The 20,219-nt window shown below is 54.7% G+C and carries 23 protein-coding genes; 15 read left to right on the top strand and 8 right to left on the bottom strand.

Features of this window, described 5'->3' with window-relative positions; all coding sequences use genetic code 11:
• Positions 1–58: 58 nt before the first annotated feature.
• The 4 genes from Q334_RS17475 to Q334_RS0100530 are packed head-to-tail and all read right to left on the bottom strand — an operon-like array spanning position 59 to position 3,414.
• The gene (locus Q334_RS17475; protein ID WP_035460463.1) at positions 59–1,369 is read right to left on the bottom strand and encodes an MATE family efflux transporter; all 1,311 of its coding nucleotides are present in this window, start codon (positions 1,367–1,369) and stop codon (positions 59–61) included.
• On the bottom strand, positions 1,359–2,156 hold the full coding sequence (znuB, locus tag Q334_RS0100540) for a zinc ABC transporter permease subunit ZnuB (protein WP_027311495.1): 798 nt from the start codon (positions 2,154–2,156) through the stop codon (positions 1,359–1,361). Before znuB ends, Q334_RS17475 begins: the two co-directional genes overlap by 11 nt.
• Positions 2,157–2,161: 5 nt before the next feature.
• On the bottom strand, positions 2,162–2,941 hold the full coding sequence (znuC, locus tag Q334_RS0100535; RefSeq protein ID WP_027311494.1) for a zinc ABC transporter ATP-binding protein ZnuC: 780 nt from the start codon (positions 2,939–2,941) through the stop codon (positions 2,162–2,164).
• Positions 2,938–3,414 carry a Fur family transcriptional regulator gene (locus Q334_RS0100530; RefSeq protein WP_027311493.1) on the bottom strand — a complete coding sequence of 159 codons (477 nt, stop codon included), beginning with the start codon at positions 3,412–3,414 and terminating at the stop codon, positions 2,938–2,940. Before Q334_RS0100530 ends, znuC begins: the two co-directional genes overlap by 4 nt.
• 148 nt (positions 3,415–3,562) lie before the next feature.
• Between Q334_RS0100530 and znuA the strand changes: the two genes are divergently transcribed.
• Positions 3,563–4,579 carry a zinc ABC transporter substrate-binding protein ZnuA gene (gene znuA / locus Q334_RS0100525; RefSeq protein ID WP_027311492.1) on the top strand — a complete coding sequence of 339 codons (1,017 nt, stop codon included), beginning with the start codon at positions 3,563–3,565 and terminating at the stop codon, positions 4,577–4,579.
• A 40-nt stretch (positions 4,580–4,619) separates the two neighbouring features.
• Here the strand turns inward: znuA and Q334_RS0100520 are convergent, their stop codons facing one another.
• Entirely contained in the window at positions 4,620–6,014 is a 1,395-nt protein-coding gene (locus Q334_RS0100520) for an aminotransferase-like domain-containing protein (RefSeq protein ID WP_027311491.1), read from the bottom strand.
• A 144-nt stretch (positions 6,015–6,158) separates the two neighbouring features.
• Between Q334_RS0100520 and Q334_RS0100515 the strand changes: the two genes are divergently transcribed.
• From Q334_RS0100515 to Q334_RS0100505, 3 genes are read left to right on the top strand one after another with little or no spacing between them, the layout of a single operon-like run.
• Positions 6,159–6,767 carry a LysE family translocator gene (locus Q334_RS0100515; RefSeq protein ID WP_027311490.1) on the top strand — a complete coding sequence of 203 codons (609 nt, stop codon included), beginning with the start codon at positions 6,159–6,161 and terminating at the stop codon, positions 6,765–6,767.
• Positions 6,768–6,792: 25 nt separating this feature from the next.
• Entirely contained in the window at positions 6,793–7,110 is a 318-nt protein-coding gene (locus tag Q334_RS0100510; RefSeq protein ID WP_155888938.1) for a cupin domain-containing protein, read from the top strand.
• A complete protein-coding gene (locus Q334_RS0100505; protein WP_027311488.1) occupies positions 7,107–7,790 on the top strand; it encodes an aspartate/glutamate racemase family protein in 684 nt (227 codons plus the stop codon). Before Q334_RS0100510 ends, Q334_RS0100505 begins: the two co-directional genes overlap by 4 nt.
• On the opposite strand, the gene Q334_RS0100500 is transcribed toward Q334_RS0100505, so the two are convergent.
• Complete coding sequence (locus tag Q334_RS0100500; protein WP_027311487.1) at positions 7,787–8,749, bottom strand: homoserine kinase; 963 nt, start codon at positions 8,747–8,749, stop codon at positions 7,787–7,789. The genes Q334_RS0100505 and Q334_RS0100500 overlap by 4 nt on opposite strands.
• A 12-nt stretch (positions 8,750–8,761) precedes the next feature.
• The gene (locus tag Q334_RS0100495) at positions 8,762–9,028 is read right to left on the bottom strand and encodes a DUF2782 domain-containing protein (protein WP_027311486.1); all 267 of its coding nucleotides are present in this window, start codon (positions 9,026–9,028) and stop codon (positions 8,762–8,764) included.
• A gap of 172 nt (positions 9,029–9,200) precedes the next feature.
• Here Q334_RS0100495 and polA point away from each other — a divergent pair, with 172 nt between their 5' ends.
• Positions 9,201–11,942 carry a DNA polymerase I gene (gene polA / locus Q334_RS0100490; protein ID WP_027311485.1) on the top strand — a complete coding sequence of 914 codons (2,742 nt, stop codon included), beginning with the start codon at positions 9,201–9,203 and terminating at the stop codon, positions 11,940–11,942.
• 74 nt (positions 11,943–12,016) lie between these two features.
• Here the strand turns inward: polA and yihA are convergent, their stop codons facing one another.
• On the bottom strand, positions 12,017–12,661 hold the full coding sequence (gene yihA / locus Q334_RS0100485; RefSeq protein WP_027311484.1) for a ribosome biogenesis GTP-binding protein YihA/YsxC: 645 nt from the start codon (positions 12,659–12,661) through the stop codon (positions 12,017–12,019).
• 180 nt (positions 12,662–12,841) lie between these two features.
• Here yihA and Q334_RS0100480 point away from each other — a divergent pair, with 180 nt between their 5' ends.
• From Q334_RS0100480 to tatC, 10 genes are all read left to right on the top strand, one after another.
• A complete protein-coding gene (locus tag Q334_RS0100480; protein WP_027311483.1) occupies positions 12,842–13,453 on the top strand; it encodes a c-type cytochrome in 612 nt (203 codons plus the stop codon).
• A gap of 117 nt (positions 13,454–13,570) precedes the next feature.
• Entirely contained in the window at positions 13,571–14,197 is a 627-nt protein-coding gene (locus Q334_RS0100475) for a thiol:disulfide interchange protein DsbA/DsbL (RefSeq protein ID WP_027311482.1), read from the top strand.
• Between the two features lie 116 nt (positions 14,198–14,313).
• Positions 14,314–15,690, top strand: coding sequence for a GGDEF domain-containing protein (locus Q334_RS19750; protein ID WP_051527406.1), 1,377 nt, complete (start codon positions 14,314–14,316; stop codon positions 15,688–15,690).
• 46 nt (positions 15,691–15,736) lie between these two features.
• The gene (gene ubiB / locus Q334_RS0100465; RefSeq protein ID WP_027311481.1) at positions 15,737–17,353 is read left to right on the top strand and encodes a ubiquinone biosynthesis regulatory protein kinase UbiB; all 1,617 of its coding nucleotides are present in this window, start codon (positions 15,737–15,739) and stop codon (positions 17,351–17,353) included.
• Positions 17,350–17,736: a phosphoribosyl-AMP cyclohydrolase gene (gene hisI / locus Q334_RS0100460; RefSeq protein ID WP_027311480.1), complete on the top strand. Its 387-nt coding sequence runs from the start codon at positions 17,350–17,352 to the stop codon at positions 17,734–17,736. The genes ubiB and hisI overlap by 4 nt, the downstream gene beginning before the upstream one ends.
• A 4-nt stretch (positions 17,737–17,740) precedes the next feature.
• Positions 17,741–18,076, top strand: coding sequence for a phosphoribosyl-ATP diphosphatase (locus Q334_RS0100455; RefSeq protein ID WP_027311479.1), 336 nt, complete (start codon positions 17,741–17,743; stop codon positions 18,074–18,076).
• A complete protein-coding gene (locus Q334_RS0100450) occupies positions 18,073–18,402 on the top strand; it encodes an HIT domain-containing protein (RefSeq protein WP_027311478.1) in 330 nt (109 codons plus the stop codon). The genes Q334_RS0100455 and Q334_RS0100450 overlap by 4 nt, the downstream gene beginning before the upstream one ends.
• Before the next feature lie 14 nt (positions 18,403–18,416).
• Positions 18,417–18,668, top strand: coding sequence for a Sec-independent protein translocase subunit TatA (gene tatA, locus Q334_RS0100445; protein ID WP_027311477.1), 252 nt, complete (start codon positions 18,417–18,419; stop codon positions 18,666–18,668).
• Between the two features lie 9 nt (positions 18,669–18,677).
• Entirely contained in the window at positions 18,678–18,989 is a 312-nt protein-coding gene (gene tatB / locus Q334_RS17465) for a Sec-independent protein translocase protein TatB (RefSeq protein ID WP_051527405.1), read from the top strand.
• On the top strand, positions 18,982–19,752 hold the full coding sequence (gene tatC, locus Q334_RS0100435) for a twin-arginine translocase subunit TatC (protein WP_027311476.1): 771 nt from the start codon (positions 18,982–18,984) through the stop codon (positions 19,750–19,752). The genes tatB and tatC overlap by 8 nt, the downstream gene beginning before the upstream one ends.
• Positions 19,753–20,219 lie beyond the last annotated feature (467 nt).

Raw genomic sequence — 20,219 nt, 5'->3', positions numbered from 1 at the left:
GTGGTGGAATTTTTAGCTGAGTTGAGTTCGCTAAAGCTAGAAAGGGGCAGTCCGGTTGTCAAATAGACCCTGTCAGCAGGCGCCGGCTGACTAGCGTCACGCCGGCAGAACGGGCCAGATAAAACAGCCAAAAAGCTAACCATAGTCCCTGGTTACCGAGACTTTGACTGAAGTACCAGCTGAGCAGGTAGACCAGGGTGGCGATCAGCATCGTATCGCGCATCAAACGGATTTGACCGGTACCAATCAGCACCCCGTCATACAGGTAGCTCCACACCGCAATTAACGGCAGCCCCCATAGCCAGGGGAGATAGCTCTGGCAGAGGGCCAGGACCTCAGGTTGGCTGGTTAATAGGCGGATGCCGTATTCTCCCGCCAGCCAGAACACCAGGCTCCAAGCCAAGGCCGTCAGCAGGGATAACTGGGTAGCGGCACGTACCAGGGCGCGCAGCTCGTCTTTTTTGCCTCGTCCCCAGGCGGCGCCGCAGAGTGATTCCAGGGCATGGGCAAAACCATCAAGGACATAAGCCGTCAGGTGCAGGCCCTGCAGCAAAATGGCATTGGCGGCAACGACGGAGGCACCCAATAAACTGCCTTGGCGGCTAAACCACAGCAGTGAACCAAGCAGGCACAGGGTGCGGATAAAAAGGTCACGATTGGTACGCAGCAAACGGCTCCAGGACAGCTGGCGCCATTGTTGCCAGCTTGGCCAGTGGCCCCCCAGGCTGGCCAGGGGCTGGCGCAGCAGATAGAGGCCGGTGGCAGCACCGAGGTATTCGGCCACCAGGCTGGCCCAGGCGACTCCAGCGCTGAAGCCTTGCCAGTGCACAGCAAAGAGCCAATCGAGAGCAATATTACTAAGGTTGATACTGAGCAGAATCAGCACAGGAGCACGGGCCTGCTGCAGCGCTAACAGCGCACCGAGCAGGCTGTAATTAAGCAGGGTGGCGGGGGCGCTCCAGATACGGATCTGGCAATACTCCTGCACCAGTGGCAGCAGCTCAGTAGCGGGGGCGAGAATCCAGATCCCCAGGTCTAAGATGGCACCCTGCGCCAGGATCAGGGCACTGCCCAGTCCCACGGCCAGGCTGATGCTTTGCAGCAGGGCGCCGCGCAGCAGGACATGATCCTCACGGCCATAGGCCTGGGCAAGGATGCTGGTGGTACCCATCCGCAAGAAACCAAAGGCCCAGAACACCAGGCTGAACAAGCTGGCACCCAAGGCCACGGCGGCGAGATGACGGCCATCATCGAGGTGGCCCACCACTGCAGTATCCACCAGGCCCAGCAGGGGCACGCTGGCATTGCTGAGCATGATCGGCCAGGCCAGACGCCAGAGCCGACGGTGGGCGCTGGTTTCAGCTGGCACGGGCGGTTTTGAAGGGCAGCAGGGTGGCGAGCAGGAACAGGCTAAAGGCGCTAACCACCACTGAGGGGCCCGCCGGGGTATCCTGATACCAGGACAGCGCCAGCCCCAGACAGACCGCCAGACAGCCGATCAAACTGGCTAGCACGGCCATTTGTTCTGGCGTGTGGGCAAAGCGGCGGGCGCAGGCAGCAGGAATAATCATCAGGGAGGTGATCAGCAGCACGCCAACGATCTTCATGGCCACGGCGATCACGATCGCCACCAGTAACATCAGCGCCAGCCGCACGGCGGCGACCGGCACGCCTTCTACCTGGGCTAATTCTTCGTTGACGGTAATGGCCAGTAAGGGGGTCCATAGCCAGGCCAGGCAGGCCAGTACCAGGCCGCCGCCAGCATAAATCCAGTACAGATCAGCCGGTAATACGGCCAGCAGATCACCAAACAGGTAGGCCATCAGATCGACCCGCACATTATCCAGCAGGCTGACGGCCACCAAGCCCAGGGAGAGGCTGGTGTGGGCCAGGATACCGAGCAGGGTATCGGTGGCAATCCAGCGCTTTTGTTGCAGGCTGACCAGCAGTAACGCCAAGACGATACAGCCGGCAATGACGCTGAGGGTCAGATTGACCTCCAACAGTAAGCCCAGCGCCACTCCCAGCAGGGCAGAATGGGCCAGGGTGTCGCCAAAATAAGCCATGCGCCGCCATACCACGAAGGAACCCAGGGGGCCGGCAACCAGTGCTACCCCCAGGCCGCCTAACAGGGCGTAGAGCAGAAAAGCATCCATAAATATTAACTCTCGGGCTGACAGCAGCCGTCCTGATGACGATGAGGACGGTTGAGAATGACATTGCCATGTACATCGTGTTGATGGTCATGGTGGTGGTTATAGAGTGCCAGGGTATTGGCGGCACGGTGGCCAAACAGAGCAATGAAAGAAGGATCATTGCTGACCTGGGCCGGGCTGCCGGAGCAACACATATGCTTGTTCAGGCACACAACCTGATCGGTATCCGCCATCACCAGGTGCAAGTCATGGGACACCATTAGCACCGCGCAGCCCAACTCTTGGCGCAGGCGGCTGATCAAACTGTAGAGTTCCACCTGGCCATTGACATCCACCCCCTGCACCGGCTCATCCAGCACCAGTAAATTGGGCTGTTGCAGCAGTGCTCGGGCCAGTAACACCCGCTGGGTTTCACCACCGGATAGGCCCTGCATCGGATGCTTCAGCAAATGACTGGCACCGACGCGGCTAAGGGCTTCCAGCAGGGATGCATGGTCTTTACAGCGGGTCAGCTGCAAAAAGCGTTGGACCGTTAGCGGTAAGGTGGCATCCAGTTGCAGTTTCTGCGGCATGTAGCCAATTTTTAATCCTGCTTGGCGCCAGACTTGCCCTTGCTGGGGCTTCAGCAGACCGAGGACTACCCGCACCAGCGTGGTTTTGCCTGCGCCGTTGGGGCCAATCAGGGTGGTGATCTGTCCCGGCTGCAATTCCAGGCTGATGTTGTCGAGCACGCGTTCCTGACGGAAATTGAGGCTGACGTGTTGAAGCTGTAACAGGCTGCTCATGTAGGGGACTGACACTCCGGGCAAAGCCCGACTATTTCCAGGGTTTGGTTTTCAATCTTGAAATGTTGGTTGGCTGCTTCCAGGGCGATAGCATCGGTCAGTGCCTGAGTATTCACTTCCAGCGCCACGCCACAGTCTCGACAGAGTAAAAAGTAGCCGCTGTGGTGCTGAGCCGGTTCGCAACAGCCAACAAAAGCATTGAGCGAGGCAATCCGATGAATCAGCCCCTGCTCTAGTAAAAACTCCAGGGCGCGGTAAACCGTCGGTGGAGCGGAATTATAGCCATCCGCTGCCAGTTGCGGTAACAGCTCATAAGCACCGAGAGGTTTATGGCTTTGCCAGATTAACTCCAGCACCCGTTCACGCACCGGGGTCAGACGCACGCCACGCTGCTGGCAGAGTAGTCTGGCGGTATTTAGGGCGCTGTGGATACAACGTTGGTGATTATGGGGAGTAAAGCTGGCCACTTGCATGCGTTTATCCCTTGCAATTTTGAAACATTATAACATTTAATACGCGATCTACCCCAAGACTTTACCCAAGGGTGGCCGGAATAGCTATGTTCCAGCCATTCGGAGCGGATCCAAGAGGATCCTGGACCAGGACCAAGGAGTATAAGTGATGCGTGTTTCCCCCCTAGCGACGGCTGTATTGGCTGTGGCCTTTGCTTCTCCGCTGGCGGCAACGGCAGCCCCCGAGGTGGTAACCAGTATCAAGCCACTGCAACTTATCGCCGCGGCGATTACCGAGGGTGTTAGCCAGCCGCAAGTGTTGATTGATGGAGGTATGTCACCCCATGACTACGCCCTTAAACCCTCAGACCGCCGTACCCTGGATCAGGCCGGTCTGGTGTTGTGGGTAGGGGAAGAGCTGGAACCCTTTATGCACAAGCCGTTGTCGGCAAAGGCGGCACAGCAGGTGCTCACCCTGCGTGAAGTGTTGCAGCTGGCTGCTGGCGAGCACGCAGAGCATGATGAACACCAAGAAGCGCACCATGATGAACACCAAGAAGCGCACCATGATGAACATGCTAAGCATGAAGAGGCACATCAGGACCATGAGCACGACAAGCACGAGGAGCATGGTGATCACGCTAAGCACGATGAGGATGAACATCATCACAGCTATGATCCCCATGTTTGGATGAGCCCCGCCTACGGTAAACAGATTGCGGTAGCCTTGAGTGAGCGCCTGGGGCAGCTGGATGAAGCGAATCGGGCTCAGTATCAGGCCAATCTGGAGCGCTTTGTCAGTCAGTTAGAGCAAACCGATCAGCAGATTCGTAACCAATTAACGAGTGTGCAGCAGCAGGGCTATTACGTGTTCCATGATGCCTATGGCTATTTTGAGCAACATTATGGGCTGAAGCATCTGGGCGCCTTTACGCTGAATCCCGAGCAAAAGCCGGGAGCGAAAAAACTGGGCAAGATTCGCGCGTCCTTAGAGCAGCAACAGGCGAAGTGTGTGTTTGCCGAACCACAGTTCAAACCGGCGGTGGTTGACGCCGTAGTACAGGGTACCCAGGTGCGCCAAGGGGTGCTGGATCCATTGGCGATGGAAATCGCCGTCAATGCGCAGGGATATTCCCAGTACCTGCAGCAATTGGCAGGTGCATTTCACCGCTGCTTAGCTGAATAAAGCCTCAGGGCTGCCTGTTATGGGCAGCCCTTTGCATCCGCTATAACACCGGCAAGGGGGCTTCAGGTCCCTGTAGCAATAATTGGCGCAAACGCTGTAGCGCTTGTTCCAACTGCGCGCTAGAGGGGGGCTGGCTTAATGCCAGCCGTACCCCATGCATACCGGGCCAACGCCCACAGCTAAAGGTATCCCGCCCCAGTACCCGTACCCCCTGTTGCGCGGCAGCTTCCACAAAACTATGACTGAGCCAGGGCTCAGGCAAGGGCAGCCAGGCGTGTAGCGCTTGAGGGGCACCTTCTAATTGCCATTCCCCCAGTAGCTGCTGGGCCAGAGCCTGACGCTCCTGCATGGCCTGGCGCTGGCGAGTCAGTAATTCATCCGCGATTGGTGAGTTCAACCACTCACATGCTAGGGCGGCTCCTAGCGGGCTGGCCATCCAACAACTGGCCCGCATGGCCCGTCGGGCTTGATCCCGTAGTGAGGGGGGCACCACCAGAGAGCCGATACGTAACCCAGCGGCTAGGGATTTGGACAGGCTACCAATATGCAAGACCTGTTCAGGTGCTAGTGCGGCCAGAGGCTGAGGGCGATTCACGGGCAGCCAGCCGTTTACATCATCTTCAATGATCCATACTCCATGACGCTGACAGAGCTGAATCAGGGCTTGGCGTCGGGCCAGGCTAAGGGTACGGCTGGTGGGGTTTTGCAGGGTAGGGGTGAGGTAGAGCACCTTGGGTGGCCGTTCTTTACAGAGGGCGGCAAAGGATTCCACCGTTACCCCTTCCTGATCCAGTGGCAGCCCCTGCAGGCGCAGGTGTAATTGCTGGGCCAAGCCAAGTAGGCCGGGGTAGGTCAGGGCTTCACAGGCCAGGGTGTCCCCCGGTTCACAGCAGCTGAGCAATGCCAACAGCAAACCATGCTGACCACCATTGGTAATGAACAGCTGTTCTGGATCGGGTTGCCAATCCAGCCGTCTTAACCAATTTGCCATGATTTCACGATGCTGCAGCAATCCCTGTTCCGGCTGATAGGCCAAGAGTGGGTTCAGCTCCAGTTGTTTACGCTGTAAGTCCGCCAAAGCCTGTTGCAATTGCGGTGAACGATCATTGGGAACCGGCAGGTTCAGTGTCAGTTCAGTCAGATGCGAGGGCTGGCTGCCGATCTGGAATGGGCTGCTGGGATCAAGGTGAGTGCGGCTGCTGATATAGGTGCCACTACCGACCCGTGCCTCGACCAACCCTCGCCGTTCTGCCTCGGCATAGGCTCGGGTGATGGTGCCAACCGTGAGTCCTAACTGCTCTGCCAGGGCGCGGTGGGTTGGCAGGCGCGTGCCAGGGTTGAGTTCACCCAGGCTGATGGCATCGGCCAGCGCCGAGGCGATTGCCTGATAGCGCGGTCCGCTGTAGGCCGAGAGATCGGGTTTCCAGATTGTCATGGGACAATAAATTCCTTGACGATTTTTGTCTCTAAATTATGCTGCTTAAATCGATACATTTAAAGTAATTGTTATTAAATTGTATCGATATTTTTGAGTTCAAATAGAGACAATTTGTGCCCCTAATGGGTTCAGGAGCTTAGCATGAATCTGCCCAGCCTGGAGGTATGGTTACCCATCCTCACCTTCGCCTTTGTCACCGCCGGGACTCCCGGCCCCAATAACCTGTTGCTGACTGCCTCGGGGGCGCGCTTTGGTCTGGCCCGCAGCTGGCCGCATATTGTCGGCATTATGCTGGGAGTGGTGGTGATGGTGGCGCTAAGCGGCATGGGTTTGGCACAGGTCTTTATCCGTTGGCCGCTGGTGCAGTGGCTGTTGAAGGGAATCGGCTGTGGGTATTTGTTATGGCTGGCGTGGAAACTATTGAAGGCGAAAAACGGTGAACAGGCATTGCCGTTGCTGGATCGCCCCTGGCGGGTACATGAGGCGCTGCTGTTCCAGGGGGTGAACCCTAAGGCGTGGATGATGGCAACCAGTGCGATCAGCCTGTTTGTTCCAGATCCCAGTCAGACCCTGGAAATCACGGTTGTCATCTGTCTGAGCTTTATTATGGTCAATATGATTACCGGCAGCAGCTGGGTGTTATTGGGACAGAGTCTGCGTATTTGGTTGCAATCACCCACCAATGAGCGTTGGTTTAATGGCGGCCTGGCGGCGTCTTTAGTCGGCTGTGTGCTGTGGCTGCTGGTATAGCGGGGCCCTGGTGATGCTAGAGCAGATGACTCCCAGACTGGCACAAGCCCGCTTACTGCAGGCAGGTGGTGAGCGCTTTATCGAACTGTTTCGCCACGGTTCATTGCAACTGGAATATTACCGACCCCAGGGGGTGGATCGGCAGCAGCCGCATCGACGCGATGAGGTGTATGTGATCATCAGTGGTCGGGGTGATTTCATCCAACAGGGTCATTGTCAGTCGGTAGAACCGGGTCAGGTATTGATGGTGCCCGCCGGCAAGGAGCACCGTTTCGTTAATTTCAGCGATGATTTTGCCACCTGGGTGCTGTTCTATGGCCCGGACGGAGGAGAGCAGGCATGAAAACACTCGGTGTGTTAGGCGGCATGAGCTGGGAAAGTACCGCTCTTTATTATCGCTGGCTCAATGAAGGGGTGCGCCAGCGTTTGGGTGGTCTGCATTCCGCGCCCTTACTGCTATGGTCCTGTGATTTTGCCCAAATTGCGCAGTGGCAACAGCAGGGCCAGTGGCAGTTGGGTGGACAGGCACTGGCCCAGGCGGCTAGACAATTGCAGCAGGCGGGGGCAGAGGGGTTGCTGTTAGCCACCAACACCATGCACAAGGTGGCGCAGGAGATTGAGGCAGCGGTGGATATCCCGCTACTGCACATTGCCGATGCCACCGGTCAGGCCTTGGTTGCCCAAGGCATCCGGCAGCCACTGTTACTGGCAACGGCCTATACCATGGAACAGGACTTTTATCGTCAGCATCTTCGCCAGCACTGGGGCATTGAGGTGCAGGTGCCAGAGGCAACAGAGCGGGCAGAAATCCAGCGGATCATCTTTGCGGAACTCTGTCAGGGGGTGATAGCGCCCTCGTCACAGGATTGGGCCAGGCAGCTGGTCGCACAGCAGCAGACGGATGGGCTGATTCTGGGTTGCACGGAGTTGGGCTTACTGTTGCCGCCGGAGCAGCAGGCGTTACCGGTCTTGGATTCGGCCCGCCTGCATGTGCAGGCGGCCTTGGATTGGATGCTGGATTAGGGTAGCAGGCCCGGATCGGCCAGGCGTGCCCGCAGCACATCGCGGAAATGGGTGGGATCTTTCATATAGCTGCCATCAGGGTTGATTTGTTCTAAGCGTGATAGCCAGAAGCGCATCGCCGCCGTACGGACAACCACAGGCCAAGCTTCCCGCTCACCAGCGGTGAAGGGGCGCAATTCTGCATAAGCCTGTAAAAGGGCCTGCAGGCGCGCCTGATCCCATTGACCGTTACTCTGGATGCACCAGTCATTGGCGGTAATGGCCAGGTCGTAAAGCCAGTAACTGCTGCTGGCATTGTAGATATCGATAATGGCGGTCAGCTGCCCCTCGGCGAACAGGGCGTTGTCATGGAAGAGATCGCCATGCACGACTCCCAGAGGGAGTTCCAGCTCACCCCTTTGCTGACGTTGTTGGATCTGATCAAACTCCGCGACGGTTGCTAGTAACAGTTGAGCTTCGTCAGGGGGAAGTTGCTGGGCACGAATACCGGATTCGCGTCGCCACCAGAACAGCCCGCGATGGGCTTGGCGCTGCATAAAGAAGTCTGCCGCCCCCAGATGGAAGCGAGCCAGCATGCTGCCAATGGTGGCGCAATGGGTGGGGCTGAGTTCTGCTTTGCTCAGATGTTGGCCGGCAAAGCGTGGCAGTAGTAATGCCGGGCGACGATTCAGCTGATGCAGGGCGATGCCATTGCGGTCTTGTAGCGGTGCCGGTACGGGTACACCACGCTCAGCCAGCCAAGTGGTGAGCTCGACAAAAAAAGGCATCTCCTCATAGCTGAGGTCTTCGAACAGGGTGAGCACAAAATGCTGTTGGCCCTGCTGATTTTCGGTGGTAACGAAGTAATTGGTGTTCTCCACCCCTCCCTCAATTCCCTTGAGGGCAACGGCTTTACCCAGATCAAATCCGGCCAGAAAGCCTTCCAGCTGCTCAAAACTTACCGGCGTGAAAACGGCCATGAAAACCCCTGTTTACCACTGAAAAATAACCCACTTAGGAATACGCAGACTGGATTCGTCCCGGCGAACCAGTCCCTTACCCTGTAACGGAACCAGATAATAAGGCTTACCCTCTTTGGGCACGACCTTGATTTCAACCACCTCACCATTGACGCGATATTCGTAGAAGGTTTTGTCCTCACTATGGGAGATGACAATCTTCGGCTCATCAATGGCTTCATCCGCCACCGCCACGACACTGCTACAAGCCAGCAAGGCGGCAAATAATAAAGTACGCATAGTGCAGTCCTTCTGAATGCTGGAAACGGATGCCTCCGTGCAGGGGCAATCCGCATGAGTGGCGGGTAGCCTGCACTGGGCCGGTCACCGGGGTAGGGTGGCGGCTCCTTTTTGAACGGCAGGGAATTCTTTATGATGGGAGCCTCATTCTTGACAGAGTTGGAAGCTGCCCATGTCCCAGCCCGAGCATAGCGCGCCGCTTATTCTAGTGGATGGCTCTTCGTATTTATACCGTGCCTACCACGCCTTGCCACCGTTGACCACGGCTGAGGGTCAGCCCACCGGGGCGATTAAAGGGGTGCTCAATATGTTACGGGCCCTGCAGCAAAGCTACCCTCATGCTTTGACTGTGGTGGTGTTTGATGCCAAGGGCAAGACGTTCCGGGATGACCTTTATCCGGAATACAAAGCCAATCGCCCGCCAATGCCGGATGATCTGCGGTCACAAATTGAGCCGTTACATGAAGCCATTCGCCTGCTGGGGTATCCGCTGTTAGCCATTCCTGGCGTAGAGGCTGACGATGTTATTGGCACCCTGGCGACCCAAGCATGGCAACGGGGTCAACCTACCCTGATCTCCACTGGCGATAAGGATATGGCGCAGTTGGTTAATCAGCATGTGACCCTGGTTAACACCATGACGGACACGGTGATGGATCCCCAGGGAGTGGTGGATAAGTTTGGGGTACCGCCTGAGCTGATCATCGATTATCTGGCCTTAATGGGCGATAAGGTCGATAACGTGCCGGGGGTGCCCGGTGTAGGGCCGAAAACGGCAGTGAAATGGTTGCTGGAATACGGCAGCCTGGATGCCATTCTGGCGCAGGCCGAGCAAATCAAAGGCAAAGTAGGTGAGCGGTTGCGGGAATTTGCACCACAGTTGCCGCTGTCTAAACAGTTGGTGACTATCCGCTGTGATCTGGAGTTACCGGTGCCGCTTGCGTCTTTGCAGGCGCAACCCTTGCAGAGTGAAGCTTTACTGGCGCTATTCCGTAAGCTGGAGTTTCGTGGCTGGGTAAAAGAGCTGGAAAGTGGCCGTTTTGTGCAGAGCGCAACGCCATCCACCGCTGCAGCGCCAGTGGCTGCCCAGCCAGAGGCGCCGACGGAACTACGCTATAGCTGCATTACTGACGAGGACGAGTTTGCCCGCTGGTTGGACAAACTGAGCCAGGCTCCCTTGTTTGCTTTTGATACTGAAACCACCGGTTTGGACTACATGAGTGCAGAGCTGGTGGGCGTATCCTTTGCCGTCAGCCCAGGGGAAGCAGCCTATGTGCCCTTGGCCCATGATTATCTGGGGGCGCCTGCGCAGTTGTCGCGGGAGTGGGTATTAGCACAGCTCAAACCGCTGCTGGAAGCGAGTCTGCCGGCTAAAGTGGGGCAAAATCTAAAGTTTGATATGGCAATACTGGCACGCTACGGCGTGCAGTTGCAGGGTATTGCCAACGACACCATGCTGGCGTCTTACGTCCTGAATAGCACTGCCACCCGCCATGATATGGACAGCTTGGCGCAACATTACTTGGGCCTCTCGACCACAAGCTTTGAAGATATCGCCGGTAAGGGCGCCAAACAGTTGACCTTTAACCAGATCGAATTGGACAAAGCGGTGCCCTATGCCTGTGAAGATGCCGACATTACCCTGCGTCTGCATCTGCACCTGAGTGAGCAACTGCAGCTACAACCTGAGCTGGCGACCCTGTTACAAGAGCTGGAGTTACCCCTGATTCCGGTGCTGGCGGATATTGAAAGCACCGGTGCCCTGGTGGATGCCCGCCAGTTGCATCAGCAAAGCCAGGAACTGGCACAGCGGATGCGAGAGTTGGAGCAAGCCGCTTATGAATTGGCTGGTGCTGAATTTAACCTGGGCTCCACCAAGCAATTGGGGGAGGTGCTGTATGAGCGGATGAAACTGCCGGTACTGAAGAAAACCCCGAAAGGACAGCCCTCAACGGCGGAAGAAGTCCTGGCGGAGCTGGCATTGGACTACCCCTTACCCAAGCTGATTCTGGAATACCGTAGCCTGAGTAAGCTGAAATCCACCTATACCGATAAACTACCGGAGCAGATCCATCCCCATACGGGACGGATTCATACCTCTTATCACCAGGCTGTAACGGCGACGGGGCGTTTATCCTCCTCTGATCCTAACCTGCAGAATATTCCGGTGCGCACTGAAGAAGGGCGGCGGATTCGTCATGCCTTCATTGCGCCGCCTGGTTATGTGTTGATGGCGGCGGATTACTCCCAGATTGAACTGCGAATCATGGCCCATCTGTCCGATGACGAAGGACTGCTACAGGCTTTCGCCAAGGGTGATGACATTCATCGTGCCACGGCGGCGGAGGTGTTTGGGGTGGAGTTAGAGGGCGTTAGCAGTGACCAGCGCCGTAGTGCTAAGGCGATTAACTTTGGCTTGATTTACGGCATGTCTGCCTTTGGTCTGGCGCGTCAGTTGGGCATTGGCCGTAATGAGGCGCAGCTGTACATCGACCGCTATTTTGCCCGTTACCCCGGGGTAAAGCGTTATATGGATCGTACCCGCAGTGAGGCAGCGGAGAAGGGCTATGTGGAGACCCTGTTTGGTCGTCGTCTCTACCTGCCTGAGATTAAGTCCAGCAATGGCATGCGTCGTCAGGCGGCAGAGCGTACTGCCATCAACGCGCCAATGCAGGGAAGTGCTGCTGATATTATCAAGCGTGCGATGCTAGGGGTGCGGGACTGGCTGGCCAGCAGCGGCCTGGATGCCCGCATGATTATGCAGGTGCATGACGAACTGGTATTGGAAGTTGCCAACGAGGCGGTGGACGCCGTGCGCACTGGTTTACAGCAGGCGATGAGTGCCGCCGCTAGCCTGAAAGTGCCGCTATTGGTCGAGGTGGGAGTGGGTCATAGCTGGGATGAAGCCCACTGATCACAGTGGACGATAATGTGGTTGGTGCTAGGGGAGCTGCGGCTCCCCTCGTTTTTCAGCACTGAAGAAGCCGATCAGGCGTCCTGCTGCTCATCTTCTTCCTGCAGCGGGCCGAGCAACCAGGTATCCAGGCGGTGGCTTAACTGATCCACCCCGGTTTTCTTGCTGGCAGAAAAAATCTGTGCGCTGCCAAGTTCCCCCAGGCGCTGACTTAACTCTTTGCGTACCTGATTTAGGGTCTGGGTGGCGGGGCCGCGGGACAGCTTGTCCGCTTTGGTCAGCAAGACATGCAGCGGCAGCTGGGCATTGGCACACCAGTCAATCAGCACCTGATCATACTCGGTGAGGGGGTGACGAATATCCATCACCAACACCAGACCTTTCAGACACTGACGCTCAGCCAGGTAGTCACTGATATGGGCCTGCCAATCCAGTTTCATCGCTACGGGTACCTTGGCATAGCCATAACCAGGCAAATCCACTAAACGGCAGTCTTCCTGCTTCAGGCTGAAAAAATTCAGCAACTGGGTGCGACCAGGAGTTTTGGAGGTGCGGGCCAGCTTAGATTGCTGGGTCAGGGCGTTAATCGCACTGGACTTACCCGCGTTGGAACGCCCGGCAAATGCCACCTCGGCACCACTGTCAGCAGGGCACTGACTAAGTTTGGCGGCGCTGATCAGATAGCGGGCGGTGTGGTAGTTAATCCGGGAATCTTGCATAGACTTTGATCGAACTCAAGCTAGGGAACAGGGAAGAAGCATTCCAGTTCATAGGGTTATTGATTATAATGCCGCAAAATTTCGGCTGCTTACAGGCAGTCAGCACTAACACCTCATAAATAGTTGTCGCTCTCTCGGGCAACCATAAAGACACAACTTCCGCAAGAAACGGATTGGTCCATGAACAAACTACTGATTAGCTTACTGGTGAGTGCAGGTTTTGCCGGTTTCGCCCACGCTGGCGGCGACGCTGCAGCCGGAGAACCTTTGACCGCAGTCTGTGCGGCCTGTCACGGTGCAGATGGTAATGCCATGGCACCTAATTTCCCCAAACTGGCTGGCCAGGGAGAAGCTTACCTGCTCAAGCAGATGAAAGATATCAAGTCTGGCGAGCGCAAGGTCGTGGAGATGACCGGTCTGCTGGATAATCTCAGCGATCAGGATATGGCCAACATCGCTGCCTTCTTTGCTAGCAAGAGCACTTCTTTGGGTGCTGCTAAGCCAGAATTGGCCGAGCTGGGTGAAAGTATTTATGTGGGCGGTATTGCTGAGAAAGGTGTTGCAGCCTGTGCCGCGTGCCACTCTCCCACCGGCGAAGGTAATTCATTGGCGAAATTCCCCAAGCTGGCGGGTCAGCATGCTGCTTACACCGAAGCTCAGTTGAAGGCGTTTCGTAATGAGCTGCGGGTTAATGATCCTCAGCGTATGATGCGTGACACCGCTAGCCGTCTGAGCGATAAAGAGATTGAAGCCGTATCCAGTTACATCCAAGGTCTGCGCCACGCAGAATAAGCTTGTAACAGTTCACAAAAGGCAGCTTTAAGCTGCCTTTTGTATTATGGGCTGCAGTCGGGAACTTTTGTGCGAGGCAAACGTCCCACACTCTGATGTAAGTATGGAGACCCCAAAATGCTAAAGATGTTGCGCGTAGCCGTGGTAGCGGCCTGTTTACCGGTGTTGGCCTGGGCCCAGAGCTTTGAGGCGGGTAAAGACTATACTGAGCTGGCGACCCCCATTCGTACGGCTAATCCTGACAAAATTGAAGTGCTGGAGTTCTTTAGCTACGGCTGCCCACACTGTAATAATTTCGACCCTATGGTCAGTGCCTGGCATGCTCAGTTAGCTGAGGATGTGAGTTTCGATAATGTACCAGTGGTGTTTAACCGTTCCTGGGAAGCGCTGGCGCGGACTTACTATGCCGCGACGGAGCTGAAAGTCGAAGAAAAGGTACATCGCCCCATCTTTGATGCCTTGCATGTCGATAAGAAGCGCCTCTTTACTGAAGATGCAGTGGCAGAGTTTATGGCCGAGCAAGGTATTGATGAACAGGCCTTCCGTAAAGCCTATACTTCGTTCGCGACTGAAATGCGGATGAAAAAGGCGGAAGCCTTGTTGCGTGGCGCCGACATTCAAGGCGTGCCTAACTTAGTGGTAAATGGTAAGTACAAAATTGACCCTGCTATGGCGGGTGGTCTGGCGCGGATGTTAGAAATTGCCGACTACCTGATTGAGAAAGAGCGCGCAGCGAAAAACTGACGCTTTCCTCTGTTTCTGCGTCAAGCGCGCTTGTCTTGACGTCAGCAGGCTTATACTCAGGCGAATATCCCTATATAAATAGGGATATTCGCTTTTCTGCTAATTAGAGGTGCCCTTTGAGCAAAGCTGAGGATGCCAATTGGAAAGGCAAGTACTACGACTTGCTATCCGAATTAAATGAGCTGGAACTGGGGCTAGAGAAGCGTATCCAGTTGCAGTTGTCATTATGTCGCAAACTGGTGCAGTTACTGGCTGTCCAGGATGAAGGCAATCCCCATTGGCCGAAGTTGCAAAAGGTATTGCAGCAGGCACCTGATGAGGCGGTGCTGCAGCAGTGGCTAGAGCAGATTGATGTGCCAGTACCAGTTGGTGCAGAAAGTGCAGCGGCGCGTAAAAGTGTAGGTATTGAGCCATTGGAGGCAGCATCCACTGCTGCCAGCGATGCTTATATGCGCTTGCGCACTTGGTTGCTGGAAAAAGTGCGGCCGTTGCTTGATGAGCTTAAAGAGTACCCGAGCCTAGGGCAGCTGTTGCAGCAGCTACAGCATCATCAAACTCCTGAACAGATCGAGCAAACCTTGCAGACCATGTTGTTAACCCTGCTGGAGCAGTTAGGGAAACAAGATGACCTCGTTGCTTATCTGGAAGATATCAACAAACACCTGCAATCGGTGCAGCAGTTTGTGGGTATGGCCAATACTCAGCAGCAGGAAGCCAGCGCCGAACGTCAGCGTTTTGATCAGAACATGAAGCGTAGCATGCAGGGGTTGCAGCAGGATGTACGCCAGGCGGTGAGTTTGGATACGTTGAAGACCCAGGTCGAGGGACGGTTGGGGCAGCTATCGCAAACGCTGGGGGAATTTAAACTGCAGCAGGACGCGCGGGCTCAACATTGGCAACAGCGCTGTCAGCAACTTGAGCAGCAAATGCAGCAACTCAGTGCCGATCACGCCAGCCTGCAAACCAAAATGCAGCAGCAAGAACATAAAATCCAGACTGATAACCTCACCGGTCTACCTAATCGCAGCGCTTATGAGGTGCGTTTGCAGCAATTGATTCTGGATAATCAGCGTAAAGGTCTGCCCTTTGCGCTAGTGGTAGCCGATCTTGATCACTTTAAGGGAATTAACGATCAGTATGGCCACTTGGCGGGTGATAAAGTCCTGAAGATTATTGCCAAAGCCTTACGTAATCAGCTGCGGCGTGAGGATATGCTTGCTCGTTTTGGCGGGGAAGAGTTTGTACTGTTGCTACCAGGCTTATCTTTGCTGGAAGCGGCACAGGTAGCGGAAAAGCTACGTCAGGCGGCGATGGCAACGGGGTTCCACTTTCGAGGTTCAAGGGTGCAGGTGACGGTATCCTTGGGTGTGGCGAGTTACCGTCAGGGCGAGCCAGTGGAAGAATTGTTTGAGCGTGCCGACCAGGCTCTGTATGAAGCTAAACATTCCGGACGTAACCGAGTATCCCTCGAGAGAGTCACAGACAAAGCCTAACCCAGCCGTTAGAATGGTGCGCCTGGCTGGTTAGGAAGCTTTATCGGTGAACCGTCTTCTGCGCTTTTTTACCATCATCCGGGTCATCGCTCAGTATCGACTCGATGAATTCTTCGCATTGCCAAATATGCCCTGGTTATTACGCCTGGGCTTATGGCTATTGCCTTGGCGTTGGTATCGAAACCATCAACCACGGGGAGAAAGGCTGCGCCAAGCATTGGAGCAGTTGGGTCCGGTGTTTGTGAAGTTCGGTCAAGTCTTATCCACTCGCCGTGATTTACTTCCGGCCGATATCGCTAATGAATTGCAGAAGCTGCAGGATCGGGTGCCTCCTTTTGCGGGAGAGCAGGCGCGCCAATTGATTGAAAAATCCTTAGGCCTGTCAATCGCTCAGGTATTTAGCCAGTTTGAGATTACCCCTTTAGCTTCCGCCTCCGTTGCTCAGGTGCACAGTGCTACGCTGCACAGTGGTGAACAGGTAGTGGTGAAGGTAATCCGCCCAGGCATCGCCAAGGTGATGAAGCAAGATATTGCCCTGATGCTGATGTTGGCTCATTTGCTCACTCGTTTTTCTGCCGATGGCCGGCGCCTGCGGCCGGTGGAAGTGGTGCGTGATTATGAACGTACCCTGATGGATGAGCTGGATCTGCAGCGTGAAGCCGCCAATGCAGCACAAATCCGTCGTCATTTTGAGCAGGATGCCGCTCTTTATGTGCCCCAGGTGTACTGGGATTACACCCGTCATAACGTTATGGTGATGGAGCGTATTAGCGGTATCCCAGTGGCGGATGTGGAGGCTTTACAGGCGCAAGGCACCGATATGCGCAAGTTGGCGGCGCGGGGGGTAGAAATCTTCTTCACCCAGGTGTTTCGCGACAATTTTTTTCATGCAGATATGCATCCGGGCAATATCTTTGTCTCTCGTGAGCATCCACAGGATCCACAATACATTGCGGTCGACTTTGGTATTGTCGGCTCGTTGACGCCACAGGATCAGCAATACCTGGCGCGTAATTTGTTGGCTTTCTTTAAGCGCGATTACCGTCAGGTGGCACAATTGCATGTGGACTCCGGCTGGGTGCCGGCAGACACGCCGGTACATGAGTTTGAAGCGGCGATTCGTACTGTCTGTGAGCCCATTTTCCAGAAGCCTCTGAAGGACATCTCCTTCGGTCATGTCCTCATTGGTTTGTTTCAGACCGCTCGGCGTTTCAATATGGAAGTGCAGCCGCAACTGGTATTGCTGGAAAAAACCCTGCTCAATATTGAAGGGCTGGGGCGGCAGCTCTATCCAGATTTGGATCTGTGGGAAACCGCTAAACCCTTTCTGGAGCGTTGGATGCAGCAGCGGGTGGGGGTGCGTGGCTTATATCGTCGTGCACGTAAAGAGCTGCCGGATTTACTCGATCAGTTACCCTATGTTCCCCAGCTCACCCTGGATGCACTTCAGCAGGTGAAAAATTTAGAGCATAGTTTAAAGCAACAGCCCTCTCGGTCTGTGTCTTGGTCCCGCCGCTGGAGTACAAGGGTTGGTGGATTGGCGCTAGTGATAGGGGGCATAACGGCCTGGCAAGGTGACTGGCAGTGGCTAGTGCAGATGCCAGTTGAGGCGGCGGTATTGCTGGCCCTTGGGGCGATGTTACTGTGGAGCGATAGATCATGAGCCAAGCATGGCTGGAACAAGTGAAGTGGAATGCGGATGGGCTGGTCGCGGCGATTGCCCAGGATGTGCACAGTGGCAAAGTGCTGATGATGGCCTGGATGAATGCTGAGGCTCTACAGTTGACGGTACAGGAAGGACGAGCCATCTATTGGTCTCGCTCCCGTAATAAATTGTGGCGTAAAGGGGAAGACTCCGGTCACGTGCAGAAGCTGCACGATATTCGCCTCGACTGTGATGGCGATTGCCTGCTGCTGCAGGTTGAACAGCTAGGCGGTGTTGCCTGCCATACCGGGCGTGAGCATTGTTTCTACTTCCAATGGCAAGATGCCCAATGGGTGCCGGTTGAGCCGGTGCGTAAAGATCCCAAAGACATTTATGGTTAATACAATGGATACACTGGCGCAGCTAGATCAGGTACTAGAGGCACGTAAACAGGCGGCAGCGGATTCGTCTTATGTAGCTTCGCTCTATGCTAAAGGCCTGAATAAGATTCTGGAAAAAGTAGGGGAAGAAGCCACCGAAACTATTTTGGCCGCCAAGGATGCTGCTGTGAGTGGTGAGCAACAGGATCTGATCTATGAAACCGCTGATCTTTGGTTTCATACCCTGGTGATGCTTCACCACCAAGGGCTCAGTTCAGAACAGGTGTTGCAGGAACTGGCTCGCCGCTTCAACTTGTCTGGCTTGGTTGAAAAAGCCAATCGCCAGGATAAGGGCGAGTGAGCTGCATTTTCTGTGACATCGCCCAAGGACGGGCGCCAGCACAAATTTTCTATCAGGATGAGTGGATTCTGGCTTTTGCTGATCAGCATCCCAGGGCTCCCATTCACATCCTTGTCATACCAAGGCGGCATATTGCCAACCTCTATCAGATCAGCGAAGATGACCGCGACCTGCTAGGCCATATCCTCTTGAAAGTTCCGCAAATTGCGCACGCGCAAGGACTCCAAGCAGGCTTTAAATTACAAGTGAATACTGGCCCTGCAGGAGGCCAGGAAATCTATCACCTGCATCTACACCTAACGGGTAGTGCGCGCACTACTCCCTAGACTGGAGAGTATTCATGCTTAGTGGCATCAGCATTTGGCAACTGTTAATCATTCTGGGCATCATCATTTTGTTGTTCGGTACCAAGAAACTACGCAACATTGGCAGTGACTTGGGCAATGCGGTTAAAGGCTTCAAAAAAGCGGTTAACGATGGTGAAGAAGAGTCCAGCAAGCCCAATGAACAAGCCAAGCTGGGACAAAAGGATGCCGACTTTACTGCTCCCAATCAGGATGCAGTGAAAAAAGAACAGCACAAAGACGCCTGAGAATAAATCATGTTTGATGTGGGCTTTACCGAGCTACTACTCGTAGGTCTAGTGGCGCTACTGGTACTGGGGCCTGAGCGCCTGCCGGTGGCTGCTCGTACCGTAGGCCTATGGGTCGGCCGGATAAAACGCACCGTCAATAATGTGCAGCGGGAAATTAACGAAGAGCTCCGGGTGGATGAAATGCGTCGCCAAGCTGAACGCAATAAAGAAAACCTGGATAAGTTCCAGCAGGATTTGCAAGGCATGAGCAAGGCAGATCCGCTGGAAACCCCACAGCCCCCTGCTTCATCCTCTTCAACACCTGCAAAACATGACTGATACCTCATCACACCAGGAAGAAATGCCGCTTATCTCCCACTTGATTGAGCTGCGCAATCGCCTGCTCAAGTGTGTGGTACTGATACTGTTAATCTTTCTGGCGTTGTTCTACTTTGCCAATGATCTTTATCTCTATGTTTCTGAACCGCTGCGAGCCATGTTGCCGCCGGGTTCAAGCATGATAGCGACAGAGGTCGCTTCCCCCTTTCTAGCACCTTTTAAGCTGACGCTGGTGATGTCTATCCTGGTGGCGGTTCCCTTTATACTGCATCAAGCCTGGGCTTTTATTGCGCCAGGCTTGTATCAGCATGAAAAGCGTCTGGCCGTGCCCTTACTGGCTTCCAGTATTTTTCTGTTTTATGCCGGTATGGCATTTGCCTACTATGTTGTCTTCCCCCTTCTATTTGCCTTCTTTACCACCACTGGTCCAGAAGGGGTGGCGGTGATGACCGACATTAATAAGTACCTCGACTTCGTGTTGAAGCTGTTTTTTGCTTTTGGTGTCGTCTTTGAAATTCCGATTGCAACCCTGTTGCTGATTTGGTCTGGCATTGCCACACCCGCCAGCTTGGCAGCAAAGCGTCCCTATATTGTTGTGGGTTGCTTTGTGATTGGCATGTTGCTGACGCCACCTGATGTGATTTCCCAAACCCTATTGGCGGTGCCAATGTGGATGCTATATGAAGTGGGGATCTTCTTTGGTCGCTTTGTGAAAGCGCGCCAGCAAGACGAGGCGGAAGAGACCGAAGAAGTAGAATCTTAAATTATTTTGCGCAGAGGGGTTGACGCTCAGTCAGGGATCTCTATAATGCGCCTCCACCAACGGCGACGTTGGCTCCGGTTGAAAACTTAGTACTGATAACTCACTGATAAATAAACACTTTTGATTCTTAAGAGTCTGAAGTGATCAGCGAAAACAGTCAGGCTAAGAGAGTGATCCTGGTTTCTCGCATCACTCAGCACTGCCAAAAACGGTGCTTGACAACGGGATCGAGGCTGGTAAGATGTGCGCCTCGTTTCGATGCTCTTTAAAAATTTGATCAGGTAATTCGTGTGGGCGTTTGTCCTGGTATCACCAAAGATATTCAGAGACAAATACCTCAATTCATTGAATTATTTCAGTAATTGATTATTGCGTCTTTGAGCCAAGCTTAGACACTTATTCCAGTGTCGAATGATTTAAACTGAAGAGTTTGATCATGGCTCAGATTGAACGCTGGCGGCAGGCCT

The sequence above is a fragment of the Balneatrix alpica DSM 16621 genome (assembly GCF_000619885.1).
GTDB lineage: Bacteria > Pseudomonadota > Gammaproteobacteria > Pseudomonadales > Balneatricaceae > Balneatrix > Balneatrix alpica.
This window is presented reverse-complemented; position numbering and strand designations above follow the sequence as displayed.